The organism is Rheinheimera tilapiae, from assembly GCF_042432165.1.
Lineage (GTDB): Bacteria > Pseudomonadota > Gammaproteobacteria > Enterobacterales > Alteromonadaceae > Pararheinheimera > Pararheinheimera tilapiae.
This window is the reverse complement of record NZ_JBHLXP010000001.1, coordinates 2,204,778-2,225,494: the sequence shown is the minus strand read 5'-3', so window position 1 is coordinate 2,225,494 and position 20,717 is coordinate 2,204,778. Positions and strand designations below refer to the sequence as shown.

General features: G+C 47.6%; 14 protein-coding genes and 3 tRNA genes. 12 read left to right on the top strand and 5 right to left on the bottom strand.

The genetic code is table 11. The features are described 5' to 3' along the window. Positions 1-9: 9 nt before the first annotated feature. Positions 10-6,363: a DEAD/DEAH box helicase gene (locus tag ACFFJP_RS09655; protein WP_377242841.1), complete on the top strand. Its 6,354-nt coding sequence runs from the start codon at positions 10-12 to the stop codon at positions 6,361-6,363. Positions 6,364-6,880: 517 nt separating this feature from the next. On the opposite strand, the gene ACFFJP_RS09650 is transcribed toward ACFFJP_RS09655, so the two are convergent. From ACFFJP_RS09650 to ACFFJP_RS09640, 3 genes are all read right to left on the bottom strand, one after another. Continuing rightward, positions 6,881-6,957, bottom strand: a tRNA-Met gene (locus ACFFJP_RS09650). Positions 6,958-7,041: 84 nt separating this feature from the next. Further along, a tRNA-Met gene (locus tag ACFFJP_RS09645) sits at positions 7,042-7,118 on the bottom strand. Positions 7,119-7,173: 55 nt separating this feature from the next. Further along, a tRNA-Met gene (locus tag ACFFJP_RS09640) sits at positions 7,174-7,250 on the bottom strand. Positions 7,251-7,478: 228 nt separating this feature from the next. Between ACFFJP_RS09640 and rlmKL the strand changes: the two genes are divergently transcribed. From rlmKL to rmf, 5 genes are all read left to right on the top strand, one after another. Next, entirely contained in the window at positions 7,479-9,599 is a 2,121-nt protein-coding gene (gene rlmKL, locus ACFFJP_RS09635; RefSeq protein ID WP_377242839.1) for a bifunctional 23S rRNA (guanine(2069)-N(7))-methyltransferase RlmK/23S rRNA (guanine(2445)-N(2))-methyltransferase RlmL, read from the top strand. After that, positions 9,599-9,835: a glutaredoxin family protein gene (locus ACFFJP_RS09630; protein WP_377242837.1), complete on the top strand. Its 237-nt coding sequence runs from the start codon at positions 9,599-9,601 to the stop codon at positions 9,833-9,835. Before rlmKL ends, ACFFJP_RS09630 begins: the two co-directional genes overlap by 1 nt. 16 nt (positions 9,836-9,851) lie before the next feature. After that, positions 9,852-11,768: an ATP-binding cassette ATPase Uup gene (uup, locus tag ACFFJP_RS09625; RefSeq protein WP_377242835.1), complete on the top strand. Its 1,917-nt coding sequence runs from the start codon at positions 9,852-9,854 to the stop codon at positions 11,766-11,768. 12 nt (positions 11,769-11,780) lie between these two features. Beyond that, a complete protein-coding gene (locus tag ACFFJP_RS09620; protein ID WP_377242833.1) occupies positions 11,781-13,484 on the top strand; it encodes a DUF3466 family protein in 1,704 nt (567 codons plus the stop codon). A gap of 265 nt (positions 13,485-13,749) precedes the next feature. After that, on the top strand, positions 13,750-13,932 hold the full coding sequence (gene rmf, locus ACFFJP_RS09615; RefSeq protein ID WP_377242831.1) for a ribosome modulation factor: 183 nt from the start codon (positions 13,750-13,752) through the stop codon (positions 13,930-13,932). A gap of 80 nt (positions 13,933-14,012) precedes the next feature. Here the strand turns inward: rmf and fabA are convergent, their stop codons facing one another. Beyond that, positions 14,013-14,525: a 3-hydroxyacyl-[acyl-carrier-protein] dehydratase FabA gene (gene fabA / locus ACFFJP_RS09610; RefSeq protein WP_208931413.1), complete on the bottom strand. Its 513-nt coding sequence runs from the start codon at positions 14,523-14,525 to the stop codon at positions 14,013-14,015. Positions 14,526-14,684: 159 nt separating this feature from the next. Between fabA and ACFFJP_RS09605 the strand changes: the two genes are divergently transcribed. Further along, positions 14,685-14,942, top strand: a complete 258-nt coding sequence (locus ACFFJP_RS09605; RefSeq protein ID WP_377242829.1) for a hypothetical protein — start codon at positions 14,685-14,687, stop codon at positions 14,940-14,942. A gap of 72 nt (positions 14,943-15,014) precedes the next feature. After that, positions 15,015-15,869, top strand: coding sequence for a 6-carboxytetrahydropterin synthase (locus ACFFJP_RS09600; protein WP_377242827.1), 855 nt, complete (start codon positions 15,015-15,017; stop codon positions 15,867-15,869). A 61-nt stretch (positions 15,870-15,930) separates the two neighbouring features. Here the strand turns inward: ACFFJP_RS09600 and ACFFJP_RS09595 are convergent, their stop codons facing one another. Further along, a complete protein-coding gene (locus tag ACFFJP_RS09595; RefSeq protein ID WP_377242825.1) occupies positions 15,931-17,736 on the bottom strand; it encodes a M61 family metallopeptidase in 1,806 nt (601 codons plus the stop codon). A gap of 66 nt (positions 17,737-17,802) precedes the next feature. On the opposite strand from ACFFJP_RS09595, the gene hinT reads away from it, so the two are divergent. From hinT to ACFFJP_RS09575, 4 genes are all read left to right on the top strand, one after another. Further along, positions 17,803-18,153, top strand: coding sequence for a purine nucleoside phosphoramidase (gene hinT, locus ACFFJP_RS09590; RefSeq protein ID WP_377242823.1), 351 nt, complete (start codon positions 17,803-17,805; stop codon positions 18,151-18,153). An 85-nt stretch (positions 18,154-18,238) separates the two neighbouring features. Further along, complete coding sequence (locus ACFFJP_RS09585) at positions 18,239-18,640, top strand: acyl-CoA thioesterase (RefSeq protein ID WP_377242821.1); 402 nt, start codon at positions 18,239-18,241, stop codon at positions 18,638-18,640. 110 nt (positions 18,641-18,750) lie between these two features. After that, positions 18,751-19,845 (top strand): sensor histidine kinase, encoded by a 1,095-nt coding sequence (locus ACFFJP_RS09580; RefSeq protein ID WP_377242819.1) that lies wholly within the window; start codon positions 18,751-18,753, stop codon positions 19,843-19,845. Beyond that, complete coding sequence (locus ACFFJP_RS09575; protein WP_377242817.1) at positions 19,814-20,641, top strand: LytR/AlgR family response regulator transcription factor; 828 nt, start codon at positions 19,814-19,816, stop codon at positions 20,639-20,641. The genes ACFFJP_RS09580 and ACFFJP_RS09575 overlap by 32 nt, the downstream gene beginning before the upstream one ends. The last annotated feature ends 76 nt before the right edge of the window (positions 20,642-20,717 follow it).

Here is a 20,717-nt window from a genome sequence, read left to right as displayed (position 1 = left end):
GTTCATTTAATGTCTAAAAAAAGCATTTCCCTAACCAATTTGTATACAGCAATTTCATCAGTGTCTGTTGATGCGGTTCTCAACCAATTAAATTTCAGACATGACAGTTTGCGAGCTTATCTACGCTCAATCCTCTCTGGTCAAATGCGCCAGAATGATGGATTTTTAGCAGAGCCAGTAATTGAAGCAACATTTGGTTGGCATTCATCCGAGCTGGCCTTGAACGACTTGGCTAAGCAGGGAAAGTTATCAGCAAGGTTAGTTAAGTGTATGGATGGTGCTTTTGCGCCAGATACTGAAAAACAAAGGTCTGAAGATTCAAAAGTGGGAAAATCCCGTCTTGGATACGCGACAGACATAGATGAGGACTATACCTGGCCCGAAAATAGAGCTCCTTATACTCATCAGTTAGAGACATGGAATCTCCTTTCACAGGACACTCCGCGTTCCACAGTTGTTACTTCAGGAACCGGTTCAGGAAAGACAGAATGCTTTTTGGTTCCATTACTTAATGATTTAGCCAAACAAGCTGAATCGCAAGATGAAGTATTAGTTGGGGTTCAAGCAATAATGTTGTATCCCCTGAATGCATTAATTAATTCTCAGCAAGAGCGTTTAAGTGCATGGACTAGAGGATTTGAGGGAAAGATAAGATATGCACTTTACACTGGCGAAACTAAACATACTGCACCACCCAAAGCGAGCAGAGTTTTTAAAACACACAAGCCTGAAAAAGTCGAGTATAGGGATGATATAAGAAATGCACCTCCCCCAATATTGGTAACTAACTCAACAATACTTGAGTACATGCTTGTTCGCCCAGTTGACCGTGAAATCTTAACAAAGTCTCAAGGGAAGCTGCGCTGGATTATCTTGGATGAAGCTCATACCTTGGTTGGGACGCAGGCGGCAGAAATATCACTGTTGTTACGTCGGACGATGATAGCTTTTAATGTAAAACCTGAGGACGTAAGATTTATTGCAACTTCAGCAACCATCGGTGACTCAAAAGATTGGATTAGAACAGAGAAGTTACTCAAAGAATTCCTCTCTGGGCTTGCCGGAGTGAGCCCAGAGCAAGTATCTGTGGTGCGTGGTACTCGATACATTCCTAAAATTCCCGACTTCACTGATATTGAAGGCAAAATTTCAATTCCGGATTTAGAAAAATTAAATAGTGCAGATTCATACCAGAAGCTCTGCCAAATCCCTCTCATGCGCATTTTACGCCAAAGACTAATTCAATCTCCGATGACAGTTAGCGAGATTGCAAAAACGGTATATCCAGAACGGGAGCAATTAGAGGCCCTGCACACACAAAATGCTATGCAGTTAATTGATATTGCAACAAATGCATACCCTGACGGCAATCCAAGTCTTGAGCCTTTTTTTCCCGTTAGAGCTCACATATTTCATCGAGCCCAAAGAGGCTTATGGGCGTGTGTTAACCCCAATTGTTGTCATAAGACGGGGAGTGAACTAGAGCAGGGATGGCCATTCGGAAGAGTGTTTGTTTCAGAGCGACAAAAGTGCATGGATGGCTGCAGTGCGCCGGTATACGAATTAACGCATTGCGCAGTCTGTAAAGAACCTTCTCTTGCGGCCTCATTGGTCATTGACTCACATGGAAATCGAGTTTTGCTATCACGAGAGCATGATGATTTAGATGAGTATTCGGATGAGATTGAAGATAATCAAGAAAACGATGTAATTCTTGAACATAAGACTCGCAATAATGTGCAAATATTTAGCTCCCAATCGAGCGATTTGGAACGATATAAATCCTTCGGGAGCTCAGTCGAAGCTTATCTGGATCTAAGTACCCGAAGAGTAAAAACTCGTTCTGAAAACACCCTTGCGGTTAGATACACAACAGCGGATCGTGACTCATATCTCCGTTGCGCATGCTGTGACGCTACGGAAGCAGTAGCAAGTTCGACTTTTAAGAGAGCTCTTCTGGGTGCGCCTTTTTTAATGGGAAATCTTGTCCCCGAGTTATTGCGGCATATCCCAAGGAAAAATGATGACTCGTTGTTCGGTGCTCGTTTAATAACTTTTACGGATAGCCGACAAGGAACGGCAAGATTTTCTGCAAAGTTGCAACTAGATTCTGAGCGTAAGTGGTGTCGTTCAAAAATCTATCGCGAAATTGCAATGCGAAGTTCTGATTCCGAACTGTATAACGACCCCAAAATTGCAACATTCAACATGATTCTTGATAGTAATCCTGAAGCCGCTACTAAGGATTTAATTTTATCGCAGATAAAAATAAGGCTTGAAGAGTTAAAGAAAGTCTCATTCAAATTGAGTTGGGTAGCTGCGGTTGAACTCTTGGCAAACACTGACGAAATAAGGTTGATGGCAGGGGACCTAGATGTCGAAGACTACATGCTCCCAGGCGAATATAGTAATCGAGACCAACGCTTAGAAAATACTAAACACCTTGCAGAATTGTTTTTACTCCGAGAGTTTGCGAGGCGGCCTAAAAATGCTAACAACTTAGAAACATTAGGCTTGGTGAAGATAGTTTACCCAGCCCTAGATTCCATAACTGAGGAAGATCTGCGAGTTGGCTGTCGGGAATGGGGCACTCTAGGTCTCAATCTCGATGATTGGAAGAGCTACCTAAAGATCATTCTTGATTTTTATGTCAGAGAAAACACGCTCATTGACATTCACTCTTATCAAGTGAATTGGATGGGCGGTAAATTATTTGCACGCCTTCTGCAGGGGCCTGAGTTTGAAGGCAAATCCGAGGAAGAGAAAAAAGCTATTTGGGCTTTTCCATCGGTGAACAAGGGGAACCAACATAAGCTGGTGCGTATGCTCGAGTTATTTAGCAAGAGGTCAGCTAAAGACGACCCAGAGCTTTTCAATGCAATTCTCAGATTTGCGTGGCGCACTCTAGTTAAAAAAGAAATACTGCAGCCTTACAAGGATGGAAATAAAGAGTGGCGTGAGGGCTACCACCTAAAGCTAAGCAACTCAGCATCCTTTGAATTGATAACAAATGCATCCGTGTGCCCAATTACTAACCGATGGTTAGATACGGCATTTCGTGGAATGTCGCCATATTTAACCAGTAAGACTGAGATAGAAGATTGCTTGGTTAAGAATACGAACTGCAAGATTCCTCATCCAGCCCCTGATTTGTTGCAAAGCAATAGCTCGCAATCGCTTCGCAACTGGATACGCAACAATGAGTTTATCCTTAACATGAAAAAGCAGGGGAACTGGAGAGATATCACTGATTCGGCGCTTTTACCCCCAGTCATGCTTCGTTCTGCAGAACACTCAGCTCAACAATACACTGACAATTTGAAGCTTTTTGAAAAGGCATTTAAAAAAGATTTTTTGAATGTCCTTAATTGTTCAACAACGATGGAGATGGGGGTAGATATTGGTTCGCTAGTCATGGTAGCGATGAACAATGCTCCTCCATCGACGGCAAATTACCTGCAACGCGCTGGACGCGCTGGCCGACGAGGTGAGAGTACCTCTATCGTATTCACTTTCTGTAAATCTACTCCGCATGGTGAAAGAATTTTTGCAAACCCGAAGTGGCCATTTGAAACGCCCATTCCAGTTCCGAAGGTTGCACTTGAAAGTGTGACTATTGTCCATAGGCACATCAACGCATTCCTCCTATCTCGCTATCTAAACACCAAGTTTAGCAAAGAGAATCTGCCGACTTTGAAGTCTGGAAAATTCTTCACCTCGGATACAGGTACTGCAATTTATGAGCGTTTTATAAGCTGGTTATCCAGTGAAGCTGTTGATGATAGATTCATTAGCCAGTGCTTACGCATGATGATTGTAGGGAGTGGATTGGCAGGGCAGGCCGAAGTTTCACTTATTCAGAAAACATTAAATGACATCGTAAATGCGTCAAGTCATTGGAGAAGGCGTTGGGACTCACTTTGCGCAGAAATTCAGAAAGTAAGCGATGATGAGTCCGGAGCCAAAAGACGTTTGATTAAGCAGAAAGAATCTATGGAAACAGATTCGCTATTGAGTGAATTAACCTCAAGAGGATTTCTCCCAGGCTACGGTTTCCCGGTAAACGTAGTTGAACTGGTAACCAACAATAAAATGGAAAGGGCAAAGGAAATTCAAAGCTACCCGTCAAGGGGGTTAGCCACGGCTATTCGGGAGTTCTCTCCAGGCAGTGATATCGTTTTAAACGGCTCCGTATATCGCTCGATGGGGCTTCAGTTATCTTGGAAAGTGCCACAAAGCCAATATGACTTATCTAAGGTTCAAAAGTTGCGGAATGCAAGCAGCTGCCAGGAATGCGGCTTTTGTCAGTTGGACATTATAAGCAATCAAGACATCAAAATTTGTCCGGAATGTGGTTCCAATAAAATCAAGACGATGGAGTATATCGTACCCGATGGATTTAAAGTCGATTATAAGACGCCACTTCATAACGATTATACTCAACCGCTTTACGCGCCATATACAGAACCGTTAATTTCCATAACAGGCACAACTTGGCAGGCGCTATGTCGGCATGAATTAGGACGCTTTAAGGTCTCCGACGCGGCAGAACTTTTTTACTACAACAATGGCAATGGTGGGGGGTATGCTCTCTGTTGGAGTTGTGGCCGGATGGAGCCATTGGCAGTCAATAGTAGCGAAGGTCGTACTTTTTTAGATCTGAAAAGCCAGGTGAGATTACTTACTCGAGAAAGGCATCCTAGGTTGTCTGGTACGTCAATAGATGGAAATGCTGACTGTATTAAGAGTGATTGGAGCATTAAAGTCAGTTCTTCGAATTTACAAGATGGATCATTACAAATTCCTTTTGTTTTAGGGTTCAGCAGTGTGACAAGTATGTTCGAGTTGCAAATTAGGGATCCAAAAACTCACGAGTGGATTTTTGATCGTAGGCTTGTGTTTAGTCTTGGTGCAGCCTTAAGACAGGTTTACTGTGCAAAGAAGGGGATTTCGACTTCAGAGCTTGGCATTTCAGTCCACCAAAGGAAAACAGCATCTTCCGACAGTGAATCTGTTTGTAGTCTTTTTATTTTCGATACTGCAGAACAAGGTGCAGGTTATGCATCGTCAATCCCTGAGGTATTGGCAGAGCTTTTTAAAGCTGCCTATGAGTACGCGTCAGAATGTCCATCTGCTTGTGATGCATATTGTCACGCATGCCTTTTGGATTATGACACACAGCATCATGTCGAGCATTTGGACCGGAAATTGTTAGTTAAGTTTTTTGAAGAAACAAAGTTTCATTTGTTATTTGAAGTTGAACCTTCTCGGGCATGCTTTGGAGAGCGTTCAATTCCCGAACTCAGTAGTATTGACCAGCTACTATCAATCAAAGGTAGGTCGTCATTAGGAATAGATTTGTTTGTGTCTGAGTCGGATTGGGATCTCGCTGAAGTTTCTGTGCTATCTAAACTTCATGATTTAAAGGGAGTACCAATTCGTTTGCTGCTGGGTAGTGCAGCGATTCAATCACTTACCCCAAATTTGGCCTGGCAGCTTAGGTCTAAAATCCCGCCTCAAGTCGAGATCTCATCGTATGAGTTACCAAGGGAAATATCTGCCGGCTCGTTCCCGTTATTACGAATGAAATTTACCGATGGTGATTATTGGTATGCAACCGATGATCCGAAGAAAATTTCTTGTAACGCTCAATGGGGCTCTTCGGAAGGCACATCAATAGTTTCAGCAAAACCAATAGTAGTTGACTTAAAGACTAGTCCTTTCAACTTAGAAGACTTGGTATTGAAGTCTGAGCTTTCAAGCAATATAGCGCTAATGGATGACATTACGACAAAGTTGAACGTTCCATTTAGTTTATTCGGAAGTTCTTTATTTGCACTTTTTGAAGAGGCAATACCGCGATTCAAGAATGTTTTTGAGCAAGGTGTCGAGAATGTTACTTATACCGACAGATATTTGATAAGCCCGATAAGTATAGGCTTGGTTATCTCTATTTTTGCTCATGTTAAAGCAACAATGGGGATAAGAGATTTTGAGATTATTACATGCCATCCGAGCCCTTCTGGTGATAAGAAACCTTATTGCATTGCGGATAACTTTTGCAATGTTGACGATGTTAATGATTTCATCGACTCGGTTTGTAGAACATACGGAATTAACGTATATCCAGAGTTTGCTTCCAAAAATGACATCGATCATGGAAGGTGCTTGACGTTTACACTAACGAATGGAGAGGTGGTTCGAATTTTATTTGACCAAGGAATGGGTTATTGGGCAACTCGTCGTCCATACAGCCGGTTCAGATTCGATTTTGATAATATTCAAGCATTTGATATTACAACTTGGGACTTCAACATTGAGTCAACAGGGGGAAGCAGCTACATAGTTGCTCACAAAGCATGAGTTGTTTTTTTAGCTAGTGACCAATGTGAACAGATATTTGTATTAGCTGTACTAGCTCAGACCTTATCTGACTGTTACCAGTTTTGCACTGGTTTCGGTCAGATTCTTTTCAGCTCATACCCGTTTCTTATGAATCAATTTTTCAATTTGCGTTATGCCATTACACATTTAGATTTTGTCACAGAAACTCAAATCTGCAGGAAGAAAAAAACTTGCAGCCCTAACGACTAAATCATTCATTTTAAATCCGAATTTCTTCTGCTTTTCGCAATAAGTGAATAACCATTAAGGTCAATTAATGACTGTTTTGGTCACAGAAATCTGTGACACGCTTTTGTGCTGGGGATATTCGACCGAAGGTCAAAAATATAACTTTTTAGGAACAGAAAAATTTTAAAAATTGCAGCTGGAAAAATTTTTTGGTCACAGATAGGTCACAGAGTGGCGATTTTAGAAACATAAAAATCCCTAATAAAGGGAACTCTATATTTTTCAATGGATTAAAAAGGTGTAAAATTGGTTGCGGGAGCCGGATTTGAACCGACGACCTTCGGGTTATGAGCCCGACGAGCTACCAGGCTGCTCCATCCCGCGACCGTGCGTTACCCCTGAGCAGATGAGATAACTATTTGATATGCAAGACGTTAATTGATGACCTTCGGAAAAACAAGTCACAATTGGTTGCGGGAGCCGGATTTGAACCGACGACCTTCGGGTTATGAGCCCGACGAGCTACCAGGCTGCTCCATCCCGCGTCCGAAAATTACATTTGAGCAGTTAATGTAATCTATTGTTTTGCAATGACTTAGTTGGTTGCGGGAGCCGGATTTGAACCGACGACCTTCGGGTTATGAGCCCGACGAGCTACCAGGCTGCTCCATCCCGCGTCCGTCATTGCGGGGCGCATCTTATTGCTTTTAGATATCGATAGCAAGCGACAATTGACAGAAATATGGCAAGGCTGAACTGACTGCTGGTTTTATCAGCACCTTGTGTTTTAAAGCATCGATTTGCGGCTTGAACAGCGCTTTGGCTGACGCAACAGCCAAATTCGACGGCAGTCTGGTGCCAACTTCTGATATACTTTGCGCAATTTTTTTGCTGTGGATTTTCTTATGTTGCAATTCTGGGCGTTAACCTCCAAAGGCGTTGAAGAAGTACTGGCCAGTGAACTGACCAGCCTCGGCGCCACCGTCAGTAAAGTCAGCCTTGGCGCTGTTCGGTTTGAGGCAACGTTAGAGCAGGGCTATCAGATCTGTTTATGGTCGCGCCTCGCTACCCGGATCATGCGCCAGCTCGATCAACTCACTATTAATGAACAGTCTGATGTCTATGCCGTCGCCAATGAACTGGACTGGACAGCTCAGATGGACCTGCGTCAAAGCCTGGCGGTGGAGTGTGTTGGTAAACATGCCACTATAGATAACAGCCAATTCGGCGCGATGCGTGTGAAAGATGCCATCGTTGACCAGTTCAGAGCCAAATTCGGTGAAAGACCGGATGTCAGCCGACTGGAACCGGATGTCCGCTTCCAGCTGCGGATGGAACGCCAGCACTTTTACTTCCTGAAAGACTTCTCCGGCCCTTCGCTGCATCAACGCGGCTATCGCAAAGAGCAGGGCGAAGCGCCATTAAAAGAACAGTTGGCTGCCGCCATGCTGATCCGCTCTGGTTGGCAGTTCCAGCAGCCGCTGGTTGACCCATTTTGTGGTAGCGGTACTTTGTTGATTGAAGCGGTGTTAATGGCACGCCAATTAGCGCCTGGTCTGAAGCGCTTAAAGTTTGCCTTTGAAAATGACAGCGAGTTTGACGCTGCTTTGTATCAGGAATTACGCGCCAAAGCGCTTGGCCAGCGTCAGGCGTTAGCGTCAACCAGCAAATTTATTGGTTTTGATACAGACTCACGCCAATTAGAGAAAGCGCGCCAGAACGCCGCGCGTGCCGGTGTTGCAGAATTTATTGAATTTAAATCCGGTGATGCCACTACGTTAGAAGCTGCCGGCACGCAAATCCCGGGCGTGGTGATTTGTAACCCACCTTATGGTGAACGTCTGGGCGATATTCCGTCACTGATCCCGGTATACAGCGAATTCTCGGTGCGGCTGAAGCAACACTATGCCAACTGGCGTCTGGCCATTATCACCAGTAACAGCGATCTGCTGCGCTCACTGAAACTGTCCAAGCTGAAATCTTATAAGTTTGCCAACGGCCCGCTGGACTGTGAATTCAGTTTGTTTGACCTGACCGAAAAGCAGGTGCAAATCACCAGCAAAACGCCGTCGATGTTTTTTGCCGAAAGTGAATCTTTTGCTAACCGGCTGAAGAAGAACGTCAAACAGCTGGAAAAGTGGGCCAAACGCGAACAAATCAGTTGTTACCGACTCTATGACGCGGATATCCCGGAATACAACGTCGCAGTTGACTGGTACGACGGTGAAGTGGTGATCCACGAATATGCTGCGCCTTCGAACGTCGATGAGCAGATCGCACAAAAACGGCTGTTTGATATCGTCAATTTAGTGCCGCAAGTACTCCAGGTGCCAACCGACGCCATAGTACTGAAAGTCCGCGAAAAACAAAAAGGTAAAGAGCAGTATCAGGCGCTGGCCAAAGCCGGCCAATACAAAACGGTCAGCGAATATGGCGCTAAGTTTTTGGTGAATTTGCGTGATTATCTCGATACAGGCCTGTTTTTGGATCACCGAGTCACTCGCCGTAGCATCCAGCAACAAGCCAAAGACAAGGCCGTGCTGAACCTGTTTGCTTATACCGGTTCCGCGTCGGTACACGCGGCACTCGGCGGTGCGCGCAGTGTGACCACCGTGGACATGTCCAACACTTATCTGGACTGGGCGAAACGCAATTTTGCTATTAACGATCTGGCTGGCAAACAGTATCAATTTGTCCAGGCCAACGTCTTGGAATGGCTGGCCGAGTGCAAAAACCAGTTTGAGCTGATTTTTGTGGACCCACCAACTTTTTCTAACTCAAAACGGATGGAAGACACCTGGGATGTGCAGCGTGACCACGTCAAACTGCTGACGATGATCAGTAAACTGGTCGCACCGCAGGGCAAGGTGATTTTTTCCAATAACAAACGTAAATTCAAAATTGCCCGGGAAGAGCTGGAAGCCGCAGGCTGGTCGATTAAAGACATCAGCGCCGCATCACTGCCGGAAGATTTTAAGCGCAACCCGCAGATCCACGTCTGTTTTGAGCTGACGCGGAGCGCCTGATGCTGACGTTGTACAGCACCTGGGGTTGTCATTTGTGCGAAGAAGCAGAAGCGCTGCTGCGCGCAGCGGATGCTGACTTCTGCCTGGTCGATATAGTCGACGACCCTGCCGCTTTTGCTTTGTACCGCGTCGAAATTCCGGTACTGGCTTATCAGCGTGCAGGACAAACCACCGAATTAAAATGGCCGTTTGATGCGGCCGCATTGCAGTTATTTATTACACAGCAAGCGCTGTGAACGGGAAAATTTAAGCGTGGAATTACTCAGATTTCAACAAGCCTGCCTGGCATTTGGTACTCACCCGGTACTGGACCATGTCGACTTTAGTTTGTTTGCCGGCGAGCGGGTTTGTCTGGTTGGCCGTAATGGCGCCGGCAAATCGTCGATGCTCAAAGTGCTGACTGGCCAGCAAACGCTGGATGACGGTCAGGTCGTGAAGGAGAACAATGTTGTTCTGGCACGACTCGAGCAAGATCCGCCGGCGCGTATTGATGTCACCATCGCCGATTTTATCCGCGAAGGCGCTGGCGATCTTGCGGATAAACTGCAGCGGTTTTATCAGATCTCCGCCGAATTTGACGCTGACGACGAAGCTTTACTGCGCGAATTTTCTGACTTACAAAGTGAGCTGGACGCCCGCGATGGCTGGCAGCTCGAAGCCAGGGTTAATCAACTGTGCGAACAGTTTGTCATGGCGCCGGATGCGACTCTCGCCAGCCTGTCTGGGGGGTGGCTCAGAAAAGCGGCACTGGCGCGGGCCTTAGTCGCAAAGCCGAATATTCTGTTACTGGATGAACCGACCAACCACTTAGATGTTGCTGCCATTCAGTGGCTCGAACAGTTTTTGCTGCAATTTGCCGGCGCTATTATCTTCGTTTCGCACGACCGGGCATTTATCCGCAACGTTGCGACCCGTATTATTGATTTAGACCGCGGTCAACTGACGTCACATCCTGGCAATTACGCTGAATATCTCGACCGTAAAGTCAAAATGCTCGAAGTTGAACAACAACATAATGCGTTGTTCGACAAAAAACTGGCAGAAGAAGAAGTCTGGATCCGTCAGGGCATTAAAGCACGCCGCACCCGTAACGAAGGCCGTGTTCGAGCCTTAAAAGAGCTGCGTAAAGAACGGGCGTCTCGCGTTGAGCAACTCGGTAAAGTAGATTTTGCCATTGAACAGGCTAATAAATCTGGCAAGCTGGTGTTTGAAGGCAAAAAACTGAATTTAGGTTTTGGCGGCAAAGCACTGCTGCAGGATTTTAACTTCTTGTTGATGCGGGGCGATCGTGTCGCGCTGGTAGGGCCTAACGGTGTCGGTAAAACCAGCCTGATTAAAGTGCTGTTAGACGAATATCCGGTTGAAAGCGGTGATATCAAACGCGGCACTAATCTCGAGGTGGCGTATTTTGACCAGCACCGGATGGCATTGGATTTAGATGCAACAGTGCAGGACAACGTAGCAGAAGGTCGCCAGGAAATCGTGCAAAACGGTCAGAGCCGTCACGTACTTAGTTACCTGCAGGACTTTTTGTTTGCTCCGGCCCGTTCGCGTACGCCAGTACGGGCGCTGTCAGGTGGTGAGAAAAACCGCTTATTGCTCGCCAAGTTATTTGCCAAACCAAGCAATTTATTGATCCTCGATGAACCAACTAACGACCTTGACGTCGAAACGCTGGAGCTGCTGGAAGATATTTTGCAGCAATATCAGGGCACTGTGATCCTGGTCAGCCACGACCGTGAATTCGTCAATAACACAGTCACCAGTGCGTTGTGGTTCACAGGTACTGGCAAGATTGTTGAGATCGCCGGTGGTTATGATGACGTGCTGGCCTATCAGCAGATGCAACAAAGTAAGACTGAAGTTAAAAAAGCATCGAATGAACAAATAATTACAAAACCAACGGAGCAATCAGCCGCGCAGGCTTCAGCTTCGTCGTCGAAGAAGTTATCATACAAAGAGAAACGCGAACTGGAACTGTTGCCCGCTGAGATCGAAAACCTCGATCAGCAGCTCAGTGCCTTACAGACGCAGGTCAATGATCCGGAATTCTTCCGCCAGAGTGCCGATGTCACCACAGCTCTATTGAACCAAATACAGCAGACTGAGTCGAAGCTGGCGCACGCTTATCAGCGTTGGGAACAATTAGAAGCATTAAACCAGCAGTAGCAGGGGAATTGAATGAAATTTTCGCCGTTGTTTGTCGCCATGTTACCGGCCGTTGTGGCCTTTACGGGGCAGGCAGCCACTTACCAGGTCGTTGAACTTGGGCCGGTTGACGGTTATAAATCAAGTTTTGTCGCTGGCCTGAATAATAACAACCAGATTGTCGGCAATTTAAGTAACAGATTTAATTATCCTATTGATTTAAATTCAATTGATTTGACGAGTACGGCTATTACCGGCAGTTTGACTGCAGCGGAGATTGAAGAGGTTAAAAAGGGCAATATCAACGCGAAAGCGCTGTCGGTCCTGACCAATTACCTGCAGATCGCCAGTGGCCTGTATACGACACAACGTTTTGCCGGTACTTATCCGGCGCGTCTCGATACCAAGCAGTTGGTACGGGTCCGTGAAACTGCAGCGGTGCAAACCAATAATGAATATCTGTTGGGTATTAATGACTTGAATCAGATGATTGGTTACGCAACAGCGCCATTCACTAAACAGTCGTTTACACCTGCAGCGACCACCACCACGCCAAATCCGGTAGCACAGCAGCTTTGGGTGCCAGCGCCGATGCATATGGCGGGCGTGGTGTTCACTGATAAAGGCAAATACACGTTACCGCCAACTTACACCGATTTTGGTGGTGGCTACAGCGTTGGCCGTGGTCTGAATAACAACGGCAAAGTGATTGGTTATGGTAGCAGTACCATGACCACAGAAGCGCAAACAGCGATCGCGGCTTCCTGTGATGGCAAGGCAGAACCGAAAGATTTGTGTTATTACCGTAACGCCGTGTCGAACAGCTATGAAACCCGTGGCATGGTGTGGCAACTGGATGCAAATGGCAAACCAGGGACACCACAGGTTCTTGGCTTTTTGGGCGACAAAAACTCCGGCAAGGCGCATACCCGCACTGAATATCCGACTGTGGCCTATAGCAGTACACCAAATGATGTGAATGACCTCGGGCTGGTCGTAGGTGCATCAATGTACTCAGACAGCGACGATATTCGTTTCTATGCATCAGGTTTTTCCGGTCGTGATGAGGTGTACCATGCCTATCACGCGACCATTTTTGATGGCACTGAGCTGAAGTCATTTATTGATACCAAAGAATGGAACAGCAGCTTTGCGACCGGGGTAAACAATAAAAACATCATCACTGGTTATGCGGTTAAAACTATTACCAGCGTCGATCGTAATCGTTTCTTTGTTTACGATTACAACACTCAGAAGCTGACATTCCCGGCGGATTTGTTTTCATCTGCCTCGACAGCTCCGGAAGCGATCAACGACAACAATATCATCGTAGGGACAACCGAGACTGCTACAGCCGGTACATCGACTCGTCGCAATGTAGGTTTTATCTATGATATTGCTGCCAATAGTTTTAAAGATATCAATACCTTATTAAGCTGTAAGTCTGCTTATACCATTGTCACTGCAACGGACATCAATGAAAAGAATGTTATTGTTGCCACTGCAGTGAAAGAGGTTGAACGTCGTGACAGTAAAGGTGAAGTGATCAAAGACAGTGCAGGCAATGTGCTCAAAGAAGAGATTGCAGTTGCAGTACAGTTAAATCCAATCGCGAACGGTACCATTGACAACTGTGATACCAGCGCAGAGACAACCTATGAACGGCAAGGCGCTAGTTTTGGTTTGTTTGGCTTGTTAGCCTTACTGCCATTCATTTGGTTCCGCCGTCGCGGTTAAGTCAGCGCTTGATTGGAAAGAAGCCCGCGTCAGCGGGCTTTTTTGGTATTTCTAGGCAGGTTCTGAATAATTTAAAAAAATAATTTTATTTTTTTGTCGTCAAATTGCAATAAAGTTCAGCTTGTTACTGAATGTCAAACAGTATATCCGCTATTTTGATTTGAACCTTTCTGCACTCAGGTCTATCTATTAAATGTGCGCCGGTGTTGCACCCCAGCAGCCGGTGCTTTCTTCGAAGAACAATTGAGTTGAGGAAGACTGCCGTATGAAAAGACAAAAACGTGATCGTTTAGAACGTGCCCATGCCCAAGGTTATCGTGCTGGTGTTACAGGCCGTTCAAAAGAGCTTTGTCCGTATCAGAGTTTAGATGCGCGCTCGCAGTGGTTGGGGGGGTATCGCGATGCGATGGAAGACCGCGGTGGTGGTCTGTTTAGTAAAGGTCAATAATCCAGTCTGCAATGACTGATGTTTAGAGGAACAAACCCCGCACTTGCGGGGTTTGTCGTTTCCGGCGTTGCTGATGTTGCTTAGAAGCTGGACGTATCCTGAAACAGGCCCACTTTCAATTCTTCTGCTGCATAGATGTCACGCCCATCGACACTGACCACACCATCGGCAATCCCCATGAACAGTTTGCGTTTGATCACCCGTTTCATATCAATGGTGTAAGTGACTTTCTTTGCCGTTGGCAGAATTTGGCCAGTGAATTTCACTTCACCAACACCCAAGGCGCGGCCTTTACCTGGCCCACCGGCCCAACCAAGGAAGAAGCCAACGAGCTGCCACATCGCGTCGAGGCCTAAGCATCCAGGCATTACCGGATCGCCTTGGAAATGGCAGGCGAAAAACCACAAATCAGGGTGGATATCAAATTCGGCAACAATCTGGCCTTTGCCATATTTGCCGCCTTCCTCAGAAATATGCAGCACCCGGTCAATCATCAGCATGTTGTCTATTGGCAGCTGACTGTTGCCAGCACCAAATAATTCACCTTTGCCACACGCGATTAATTCTTCTTTTGTAAAGCTATTCTGAGTCATGTATGTTAGGTCCAAAAAAAATGCCGGATCACTTTAGCGAACAGCTGTACGCTAAACAAGTCCGATTAGTCGCTTTCTGCACATGTGACAGATTAAATTGCCCATGAGACAGCCAGATGACACCTTGTTCCCGCTACAGATCAAAGAGAAACGTCGCAAATGAGCAAGCCAGACCAGACCCCGCTCAGTAATGCAGAGAAACAACAGCGCTACCGCGAGAAACAACGCCAGTCCGGGAAAAAAGAGCTGCGTGGTTATCTGACGCCGGAAGCGCTGACTTGTTATCAGGAAATCGTGGATAAAACCGAATGGAATGACAGCTTGCTACTGAGTAACGCGATCCGCTTGATGTATGCGGCGCATAAACTCGGGCAAGTAGGGTTACTAAATAGCTGGTTAAACGAACATAAACGCTAAACAGCGCAAATTGTGACATCTGCTGTTGTTCTGCCATATAATGCCATCCCTTTTTCTGCCATAGGTGTTGTGATGATCCTGTTTGTCCGCGATTTAACTGTCATCGATTTCTCTTACCTGTGTCCGCAGCGTGGCCTGCTTGGCGAAAGTTTTATCGTTGATGTCGAACTGCACGGCGGTCTCGATGCCACTTCGATGGTGCTGGATTTTGCCCATGTCAAAAAGCTGATTAAAAAAGCCATCGACAGTTTGGTGGATCATAAGCTGGCGTATCCGGCGCTGAACCCGGCTATTCGTTGCAGTCAAATCGATCAAACTGAGTTGCTACAAATGGACAGCCTGCGTGGGCCTATCCAGGTAGCATCCCCAGCAGAAGCGCATGTGGCCATCCCAGCGCAGCAAATCAACGAACTCAGCCTGACCGAATTCTTGCAGCAACAGATTAAACCGCTGTTACCAACGAACGTGGAACAGCTGAACTTTGTACTCAGACCAGAAAAATCAAACGGCTTTTATTACCATTACAGTCACGGTCTGAAGAAACACGATGGCAACTGTCAGCGCATTGCGCATGGTCACCGTTCCACCATCGAGATTTATCAGCACAATATGTTGAGTCCACGGCTGAACAAACTGTGGAGTGAGCGCTGGGCTGATATCTATCTCGGAACTGCTGAAGATCAGGTCAGTGCCGGTGACTGCCTGTGGCTAAAGCCGCAGCCAGACAGTTATTTTTTCCGCTATCAAGCGCCACAAGGCTGGTTTGAAATCGCCTTACCGGTTGCTCACTGCGAAATCGTCCCTTGCGACACCACAGTGGAATGCCTGGCGGAATATATCGCGGGTTGCTTAAAAGTACTGGAGAATGCGCCATATAAAGTCGTGGCGTATGAAGGCGTCGGCAAAGGCGCTATCGCTTTTTCCTAAGCGGAGCTCTCAGCTTATCAATAAATAAGCCCGCAAACGCTGCGGGCTTTTTTATGCTGACTCAGTTCAGTTCTGCCGGTGCAGGTTGCGGCCACGCTATGCCAGGCCAAGCGGTGCGCTGAGACAAGGGCTTTAACACGGCAACTGTAGCGGCTGCCGGCACCAACGTTAGGTCAAGCTGTAACAAGCGTTGTTGGCGGAACAGATGGCATTGCAGCACGTCGCCCACATTGGCGCGGTTCAGCAACTGTTTCAGGGTATTTTCACTGGCCTTAAGCCCTTGAACGGCAATCAACAGATCACCACTGCTAAAGCCGGCCTGATGCGCAGCGGTGCCGTTACGGATCGCTGTCAATTTCAGGCCTTCATTTGAGCTTTCATACATAAAACCTGGTTCGATTGCCGGCAAAGACAGCGACTTGTCGCCGCTGAGGTCTAATGGATGTTCCGGCTGACGCCAGGTTAAATCTATACCGAAGATGCCTGCAGCGCGCGCCAACGGCAACGTTGCAGCGGTATCCACCCAGGTTTGTACCGTTGTGGCCAGAGCTTCAGATTGGCTGTAGGACGCCAGTAGATGAAAGAATGTCTGATCGTCGCTACCGCATTCCGGCGCGCCATACTGCTGCCAGCATTGCTGCATCAGGCCATCTAGTGTCAGCCCGAGCGCATGTAGTTCAGCATCGAGACAAAATGCCAGCAGCGAGCCTTTGGCATAATAACTGACTATCGCATTGGCAGCATTTTCGTCCTGACGGTAGAACCGCGTCCAGGCGTTGAAGCTGCTGTCCGCCAGACTTTGCCGGGTATTCGCCGGCGCCCGTTCCAGCCGGCTGATGGTTTTAGCCAGACCAGTCAGATATTGTTCCAGACTGAGCTTACCGGTACGCAACAAACTCAGGTCGTCATAATATGAAGTGAAACCCTCATAAAGCCACAGTTGCGTGCTGTATTGTTCGCCAGCCAGTTGATAATCGAGGTACGGCGTGGGGCGCGCCCGTTTGACCCACCAGGTATGGAAATATTCGTGGCTGCACAGCGCCAGGAAATTTTGATATTCCTCAGTGAATTCTTGCGGCTGCCGCGGATTGGGCAGATCAAAACGGTTACACAGCAATAAAGTTGAGTTGCGATGTTCCAGGCCGCCGTAGCCGTTATCAACTACCCATGTCAGGAACCAGTATTCGGTTAAATCCGCGGGCAGGGCGCCAAATACTTGCCGTTGTGCCTGGCACAGCGGCAACAGATCTACGGCAATTCGCTGGATGTCTGTGGCCATCGCACCGCACAGCACCAGATGGTGTGGGACACCGTCGACTTCGAAACTGGCGATATCTAATCCGCCAGCCAGTAACGGGCTATCAATCAGGTGCGCATAGCTGTTGGCCGAGTAATCACCAAACGCCAACGCAGCGGTGTTAGAGGCTCGCGGCAACCCCGTTGCCAGCAGCCAATGTGTTGGCGCTTGCCCGCGTAAGATGCTGACATGCTGCGGCTGCAGTTCCAGGCCTTGCACCTGCAAACAGGTTGCGGCTGGATTGATCACGGCTATCTCGCTATTGAGATAATTCGCCCGCACGGATAAATCAAAGGCGTAGACGCGGTACCGCACTGTCACCGGTAGAACCCCCGGTTTTAGCGACCAGCGTTGTTTGTCCAACTGCGTCAGTGCCAGTAACCCGTCAGCATCTTCAGCGCGAATATCGAGTAGATTACGCGCAAAATCCCGGATCATGTACGAGCCTGGGATCCAGGCTGGTAACGCCAATACCACCGGTTCTTGGTCCTGTGGCTCAAATTCTAGCGTCACATCAATATAATGGCCGGCTAAATCTGCCAGTTCCAGCTGGTAACGGACTTCAGTCATCACATATACTTCCTGCATCCTGTTTTGTCGGATTATAACGCCGACGCCACGCAATAAGGAGTTGAAATGGCACAAGAAACGATTTTCAGTAAAATAATTCGTCGTGAGATCCCGGCAGACGTGTTGTACCAGGACGAACTGGTTACCGCGTTTCGCGATATCCACCCGCGGGCTCCGACCCATATCCTGATTGTACCAAACGTATTAATTCCAACCGCGAACGATGTTGCAGCTGAACATGAAGCTGCACTTGGCCGTTTGTTTACCGTAGCGCGCAAACTGGCGGCTGAAGCCGGCATTGCAGAAAACGGCTACCGGCTGATTGTGAATTGCAATCAACACGGCGGGCAGGAAGTGTTCCATATTCATATGCATCTGGTCGGTGGTAAAGCACTTGGCCCCATGCTGGCGCGCTGATTGAACAGTATCTTTTGCTGGCAATATGCCGTGCATTCACTACAATGCGCGGCCTTTACAGAAAGCGGCAACAGGATGGAGATCAATGATGATGAATGAAGCGCAAGTGGCAGTCCGGATAGAGCAAGCGGTGACCCGGGTTACCAAAACAGTATTTCCTGGCCGCACCAACCACCACAACACCTTGTTTGGTGGCGAGGCGCTGGCCTGGATGGATGAAGCTGCGTTTATCGCCGCGACCCGTTTTTGCCGCAAACCACTGGTCACGGTATGTTCCGACCGCGTTGATTTTAAAGAATCGATCCCTGCCGGTAGCATTATTGAGTTGGTTGCCCGAATTGAACACGTTGGCCGCACCAGTATCCGCGTCAATGTCGATATTTTTGTCGAAGATATGTACAGCGACGATCAACACCGCGCGATCTCCGGCTCTTTTACTTTTGTTGCATTGGGGCCTGATCGCAAACCAACGCCGGTACTGAGCTAAGCTGCATCCGCCAACGCTGCGACTAACAGGCACTGAGGCGGGTTCAACGCCGGTTATCCTGGCAGCAGCTTTGGTATAATCGGCGTCCCGACACACATGGGTATCCGTCCTTGCTCCGAATTCTGGAAGACCGCCACCGTCAGTTTTGGTTATTGCACAGCCTTGGATGGTTGGGTTTTGCCTTGGTTGCGTTTCTCGGCTCGTTATTTCAGGAGATGCGAGATGCCTATCTGTTAGTCGTCGCGCTGGATGCCTACGCGGGCTGGTTATTAACCATTCCATTGCGTTATCTCTACCAACGCATCCGTAGCTTTCACCCGGCTGCACTGATTGGCTCGGTGTTGCTGGCGTCCCTGGTCACCGCCGCCTGCTGGTCAGTGATTAAAAACTTCAATTACTGGGAAATTTACCGGCACGGCTTTCGGCCAAAAGACTGGCTGCAATATCTGGAGCAAACCCCGGTTAGTTTTTATGTGATGCTGAGCTGGAGCGGCCTATATTTCGGCGTGCGCTATTACCAAAGTCTGCAGCAGGAAAAACAAAAACTGCTGACTGCGTCGAATAAAGCGCACGAAGCGCAGCTAAAAATGTTGCGTTATCAGCTTAATCCCCATTTTCTATTTAATACGCTGAATGCGATTTCGACACTGGTCATGCTCGGTGAGGCCGATACCGCCAATAAAATGCTCAGTCGTTTGAGTGACTTCCTGCGTTATTCGTTATACAAAGACCCGATCAAAAAAGTCCCGTTACAACAAGAGCTACACGCAGCTTCTTTGTATCTGGAAATCGAAAAAGTGCGGTTTTCTGAACGTCTGACGATTGAATATGATATCGCCGACAATACCGAACAAGCGCTGGTCCCCAGCCTGATTTTGCAGCCCCTCGTTGAAAATGCCATTAAATATGCGGTAGCCCGACAGGCAGCAGGTGGTCTAGTCGCGATTAAAGCCCGTAAGTTCGGTCATGATTTATTGATTGAGGTGGCAGATAACGGCCCAGGGATGCCAATTGATGCCGGTCTGCCAAAAGAAAACAGCGGTCTTGGCCTGGTGAATACCCGTGAGCGGCTGGCTGCATTGTACGACAAGAATTTTTCGCTGGTGCTGACGCATAATCAGCCGCAAGGCGTCAAAGTGAACATCCGGATCCCGTTTGAGGTGGAAGAAACTGATGAAGAACATTCTGAGAGTCATCGTCGTTGACGATGAGCCGCTGGCGCGTAAGGGCATGTTATTGCGGCTTGCGGCATTTAAAGAATTACAAGTGGTCGCTGAATGTAGCAATGGTGAAGAAGCGATTGCTGCGGTGCTGACCCACAAGCCAGATGTACTATTTCTCGATGTCGAGATGCCGGTGCTGGACGGTTTTGCCGTGTTAAAACATCTGCAAAGTGAAATGACGCATCTGCCATACGTAATTTTTGTCACAGCTTTTGATCATTATGCGCTGAGCGCCTTTAACGTCAGTGCCGTGGATTATGTGTTAAAACCAGTGGAAGCTGAGCGGTTGCAGGCGGCGGTCGAAAAATTATTGCGCGCATACGAGGCTAGGGATGACCACAAACATAAAGGCCAATTGGCGGAAGTGGTAGCCAAGCTGACCGGCGAAGATACTGCTCAAATTCTCGGCCGGCTTGATAATGAGCAGCCGGTGATGAATGATAAATTTCCGGAAGCGATCAGTATCAAAGACTCCGGCGAGATCACCCGCGTGCTGGTCGCCAGCATCGACTGGGTTGATGCCGCCGGTGACTACATGTGCATCCACACCAACGATGGCCAGACGCACATTCTGCGCCGGACGATGAAAGAGCTCGAACAGGAGTTAGATCCACGTTTGTTTGTGCGGGTGCATCGCTCAGCCATTGTCAACGTTGCGACTATTGCCAAATTACAGATGCTGGCAAACGGCGAACACCAGCTAATGCTGACTAATGGCCAGTCGGTGAAAGTAAGCCGCAGTTATAAAGACCGCGTTAAAACGGTGTTTGGCAGCTAACTAATCGCGAGAAGGCCTAACAAGACAACGGCGTCCTATTGGGCGCCGTTTTTTTTATGGTCGTTATTTTTAACCG

Excerpts from the sequence above, each read along its gene's own strand:
- ACFFJP_RS09655 (WP_377242841.1), top strand. The coding sequence starts at position 10 with ATGTCTAAAAAAAGCATTTCCCTAACCAATTTGTATACAGCAATTTCA.
- rlmKL (WP_377242839.1), top strand. The coding sequence starts at position 7,479 with ATGTTGCAATTCTGGGCGTTAACCTCCAAAGGCGTTGAAGAAGTACTG.
- ACFFJP_RS09630 (WP_377242837.1), top strand. The coding sequence starts at position 9,599 with ATGCTGACGTTGTACAGCACCTGGGGTTGTCATTTGTGCGAAGAAGCA.
- ACFFJP_RS09620 (WP_377242833.1), top strand. The coding sequence starts at position 11,781 with ATGAAATTTTCGCCGTTGTTTGTCGCCATGTTACCGGCCGTTGTGGCC.
- rmf (WP_377242831.1), top strand. The coding sequence starts at position 13,750 with ATGAAAAGACAAAAACGTGATCGTTTAGAACGTGCCCATGCCCAAGGT.
- fabA (WP_208931413.1), bottom strand. The coding sequence starts at position 14,525 with ATGACTCAGAATAGCTTTACAAAAGAAGAATTAATCGCGTGTGGCAAA.
- ACFFJP_RS09605 (WP_377242829.1), top strand. The coding sequence starts at position 14,685 with ATGAGCAAGCCAGACCAGACCCCGCTCAGTAATGCAGAGAAACAACAG.
- ACFFJP_RS09600 (WP_377242827.1), top strand. The coding sequence starts at position 15,015 with ATGATCCTGTTTGTCCGCGATTTAACTGTCATCGATTTCTCTTACCTG.
- ACFFJP_RS09595 (WP_377242825.1), bottom strand. The coding sequence starts at position 17,736 with ATGACTGAAGTCCGTTACCAGCTGGAACTGGCAGATTTAGCCGGCCAT.
- hinT (WP_377242823.1), top strand. The coding sequence starts at position 17,803 with ATGGCACAAGAAACGATTTTCAGTAAAATAATTCGTCGTGAGATCCCG.
- ACFFJP_RS09585 (WP_377242821.1), top strand. The coding sequence starts at position 18,239 with ATGATGATGAATGAAGCGCAAGTGGCAGTCCGGATAGAGCAAGCGGTG.
- ACFFJP_RS09575 (WP_377242817.1), top strand. The coding sequence starts at position 19,814 with ATGAAGAACATTCTGAGAGTCATCGTCGTTGACGATGAGCCGCTGGCG.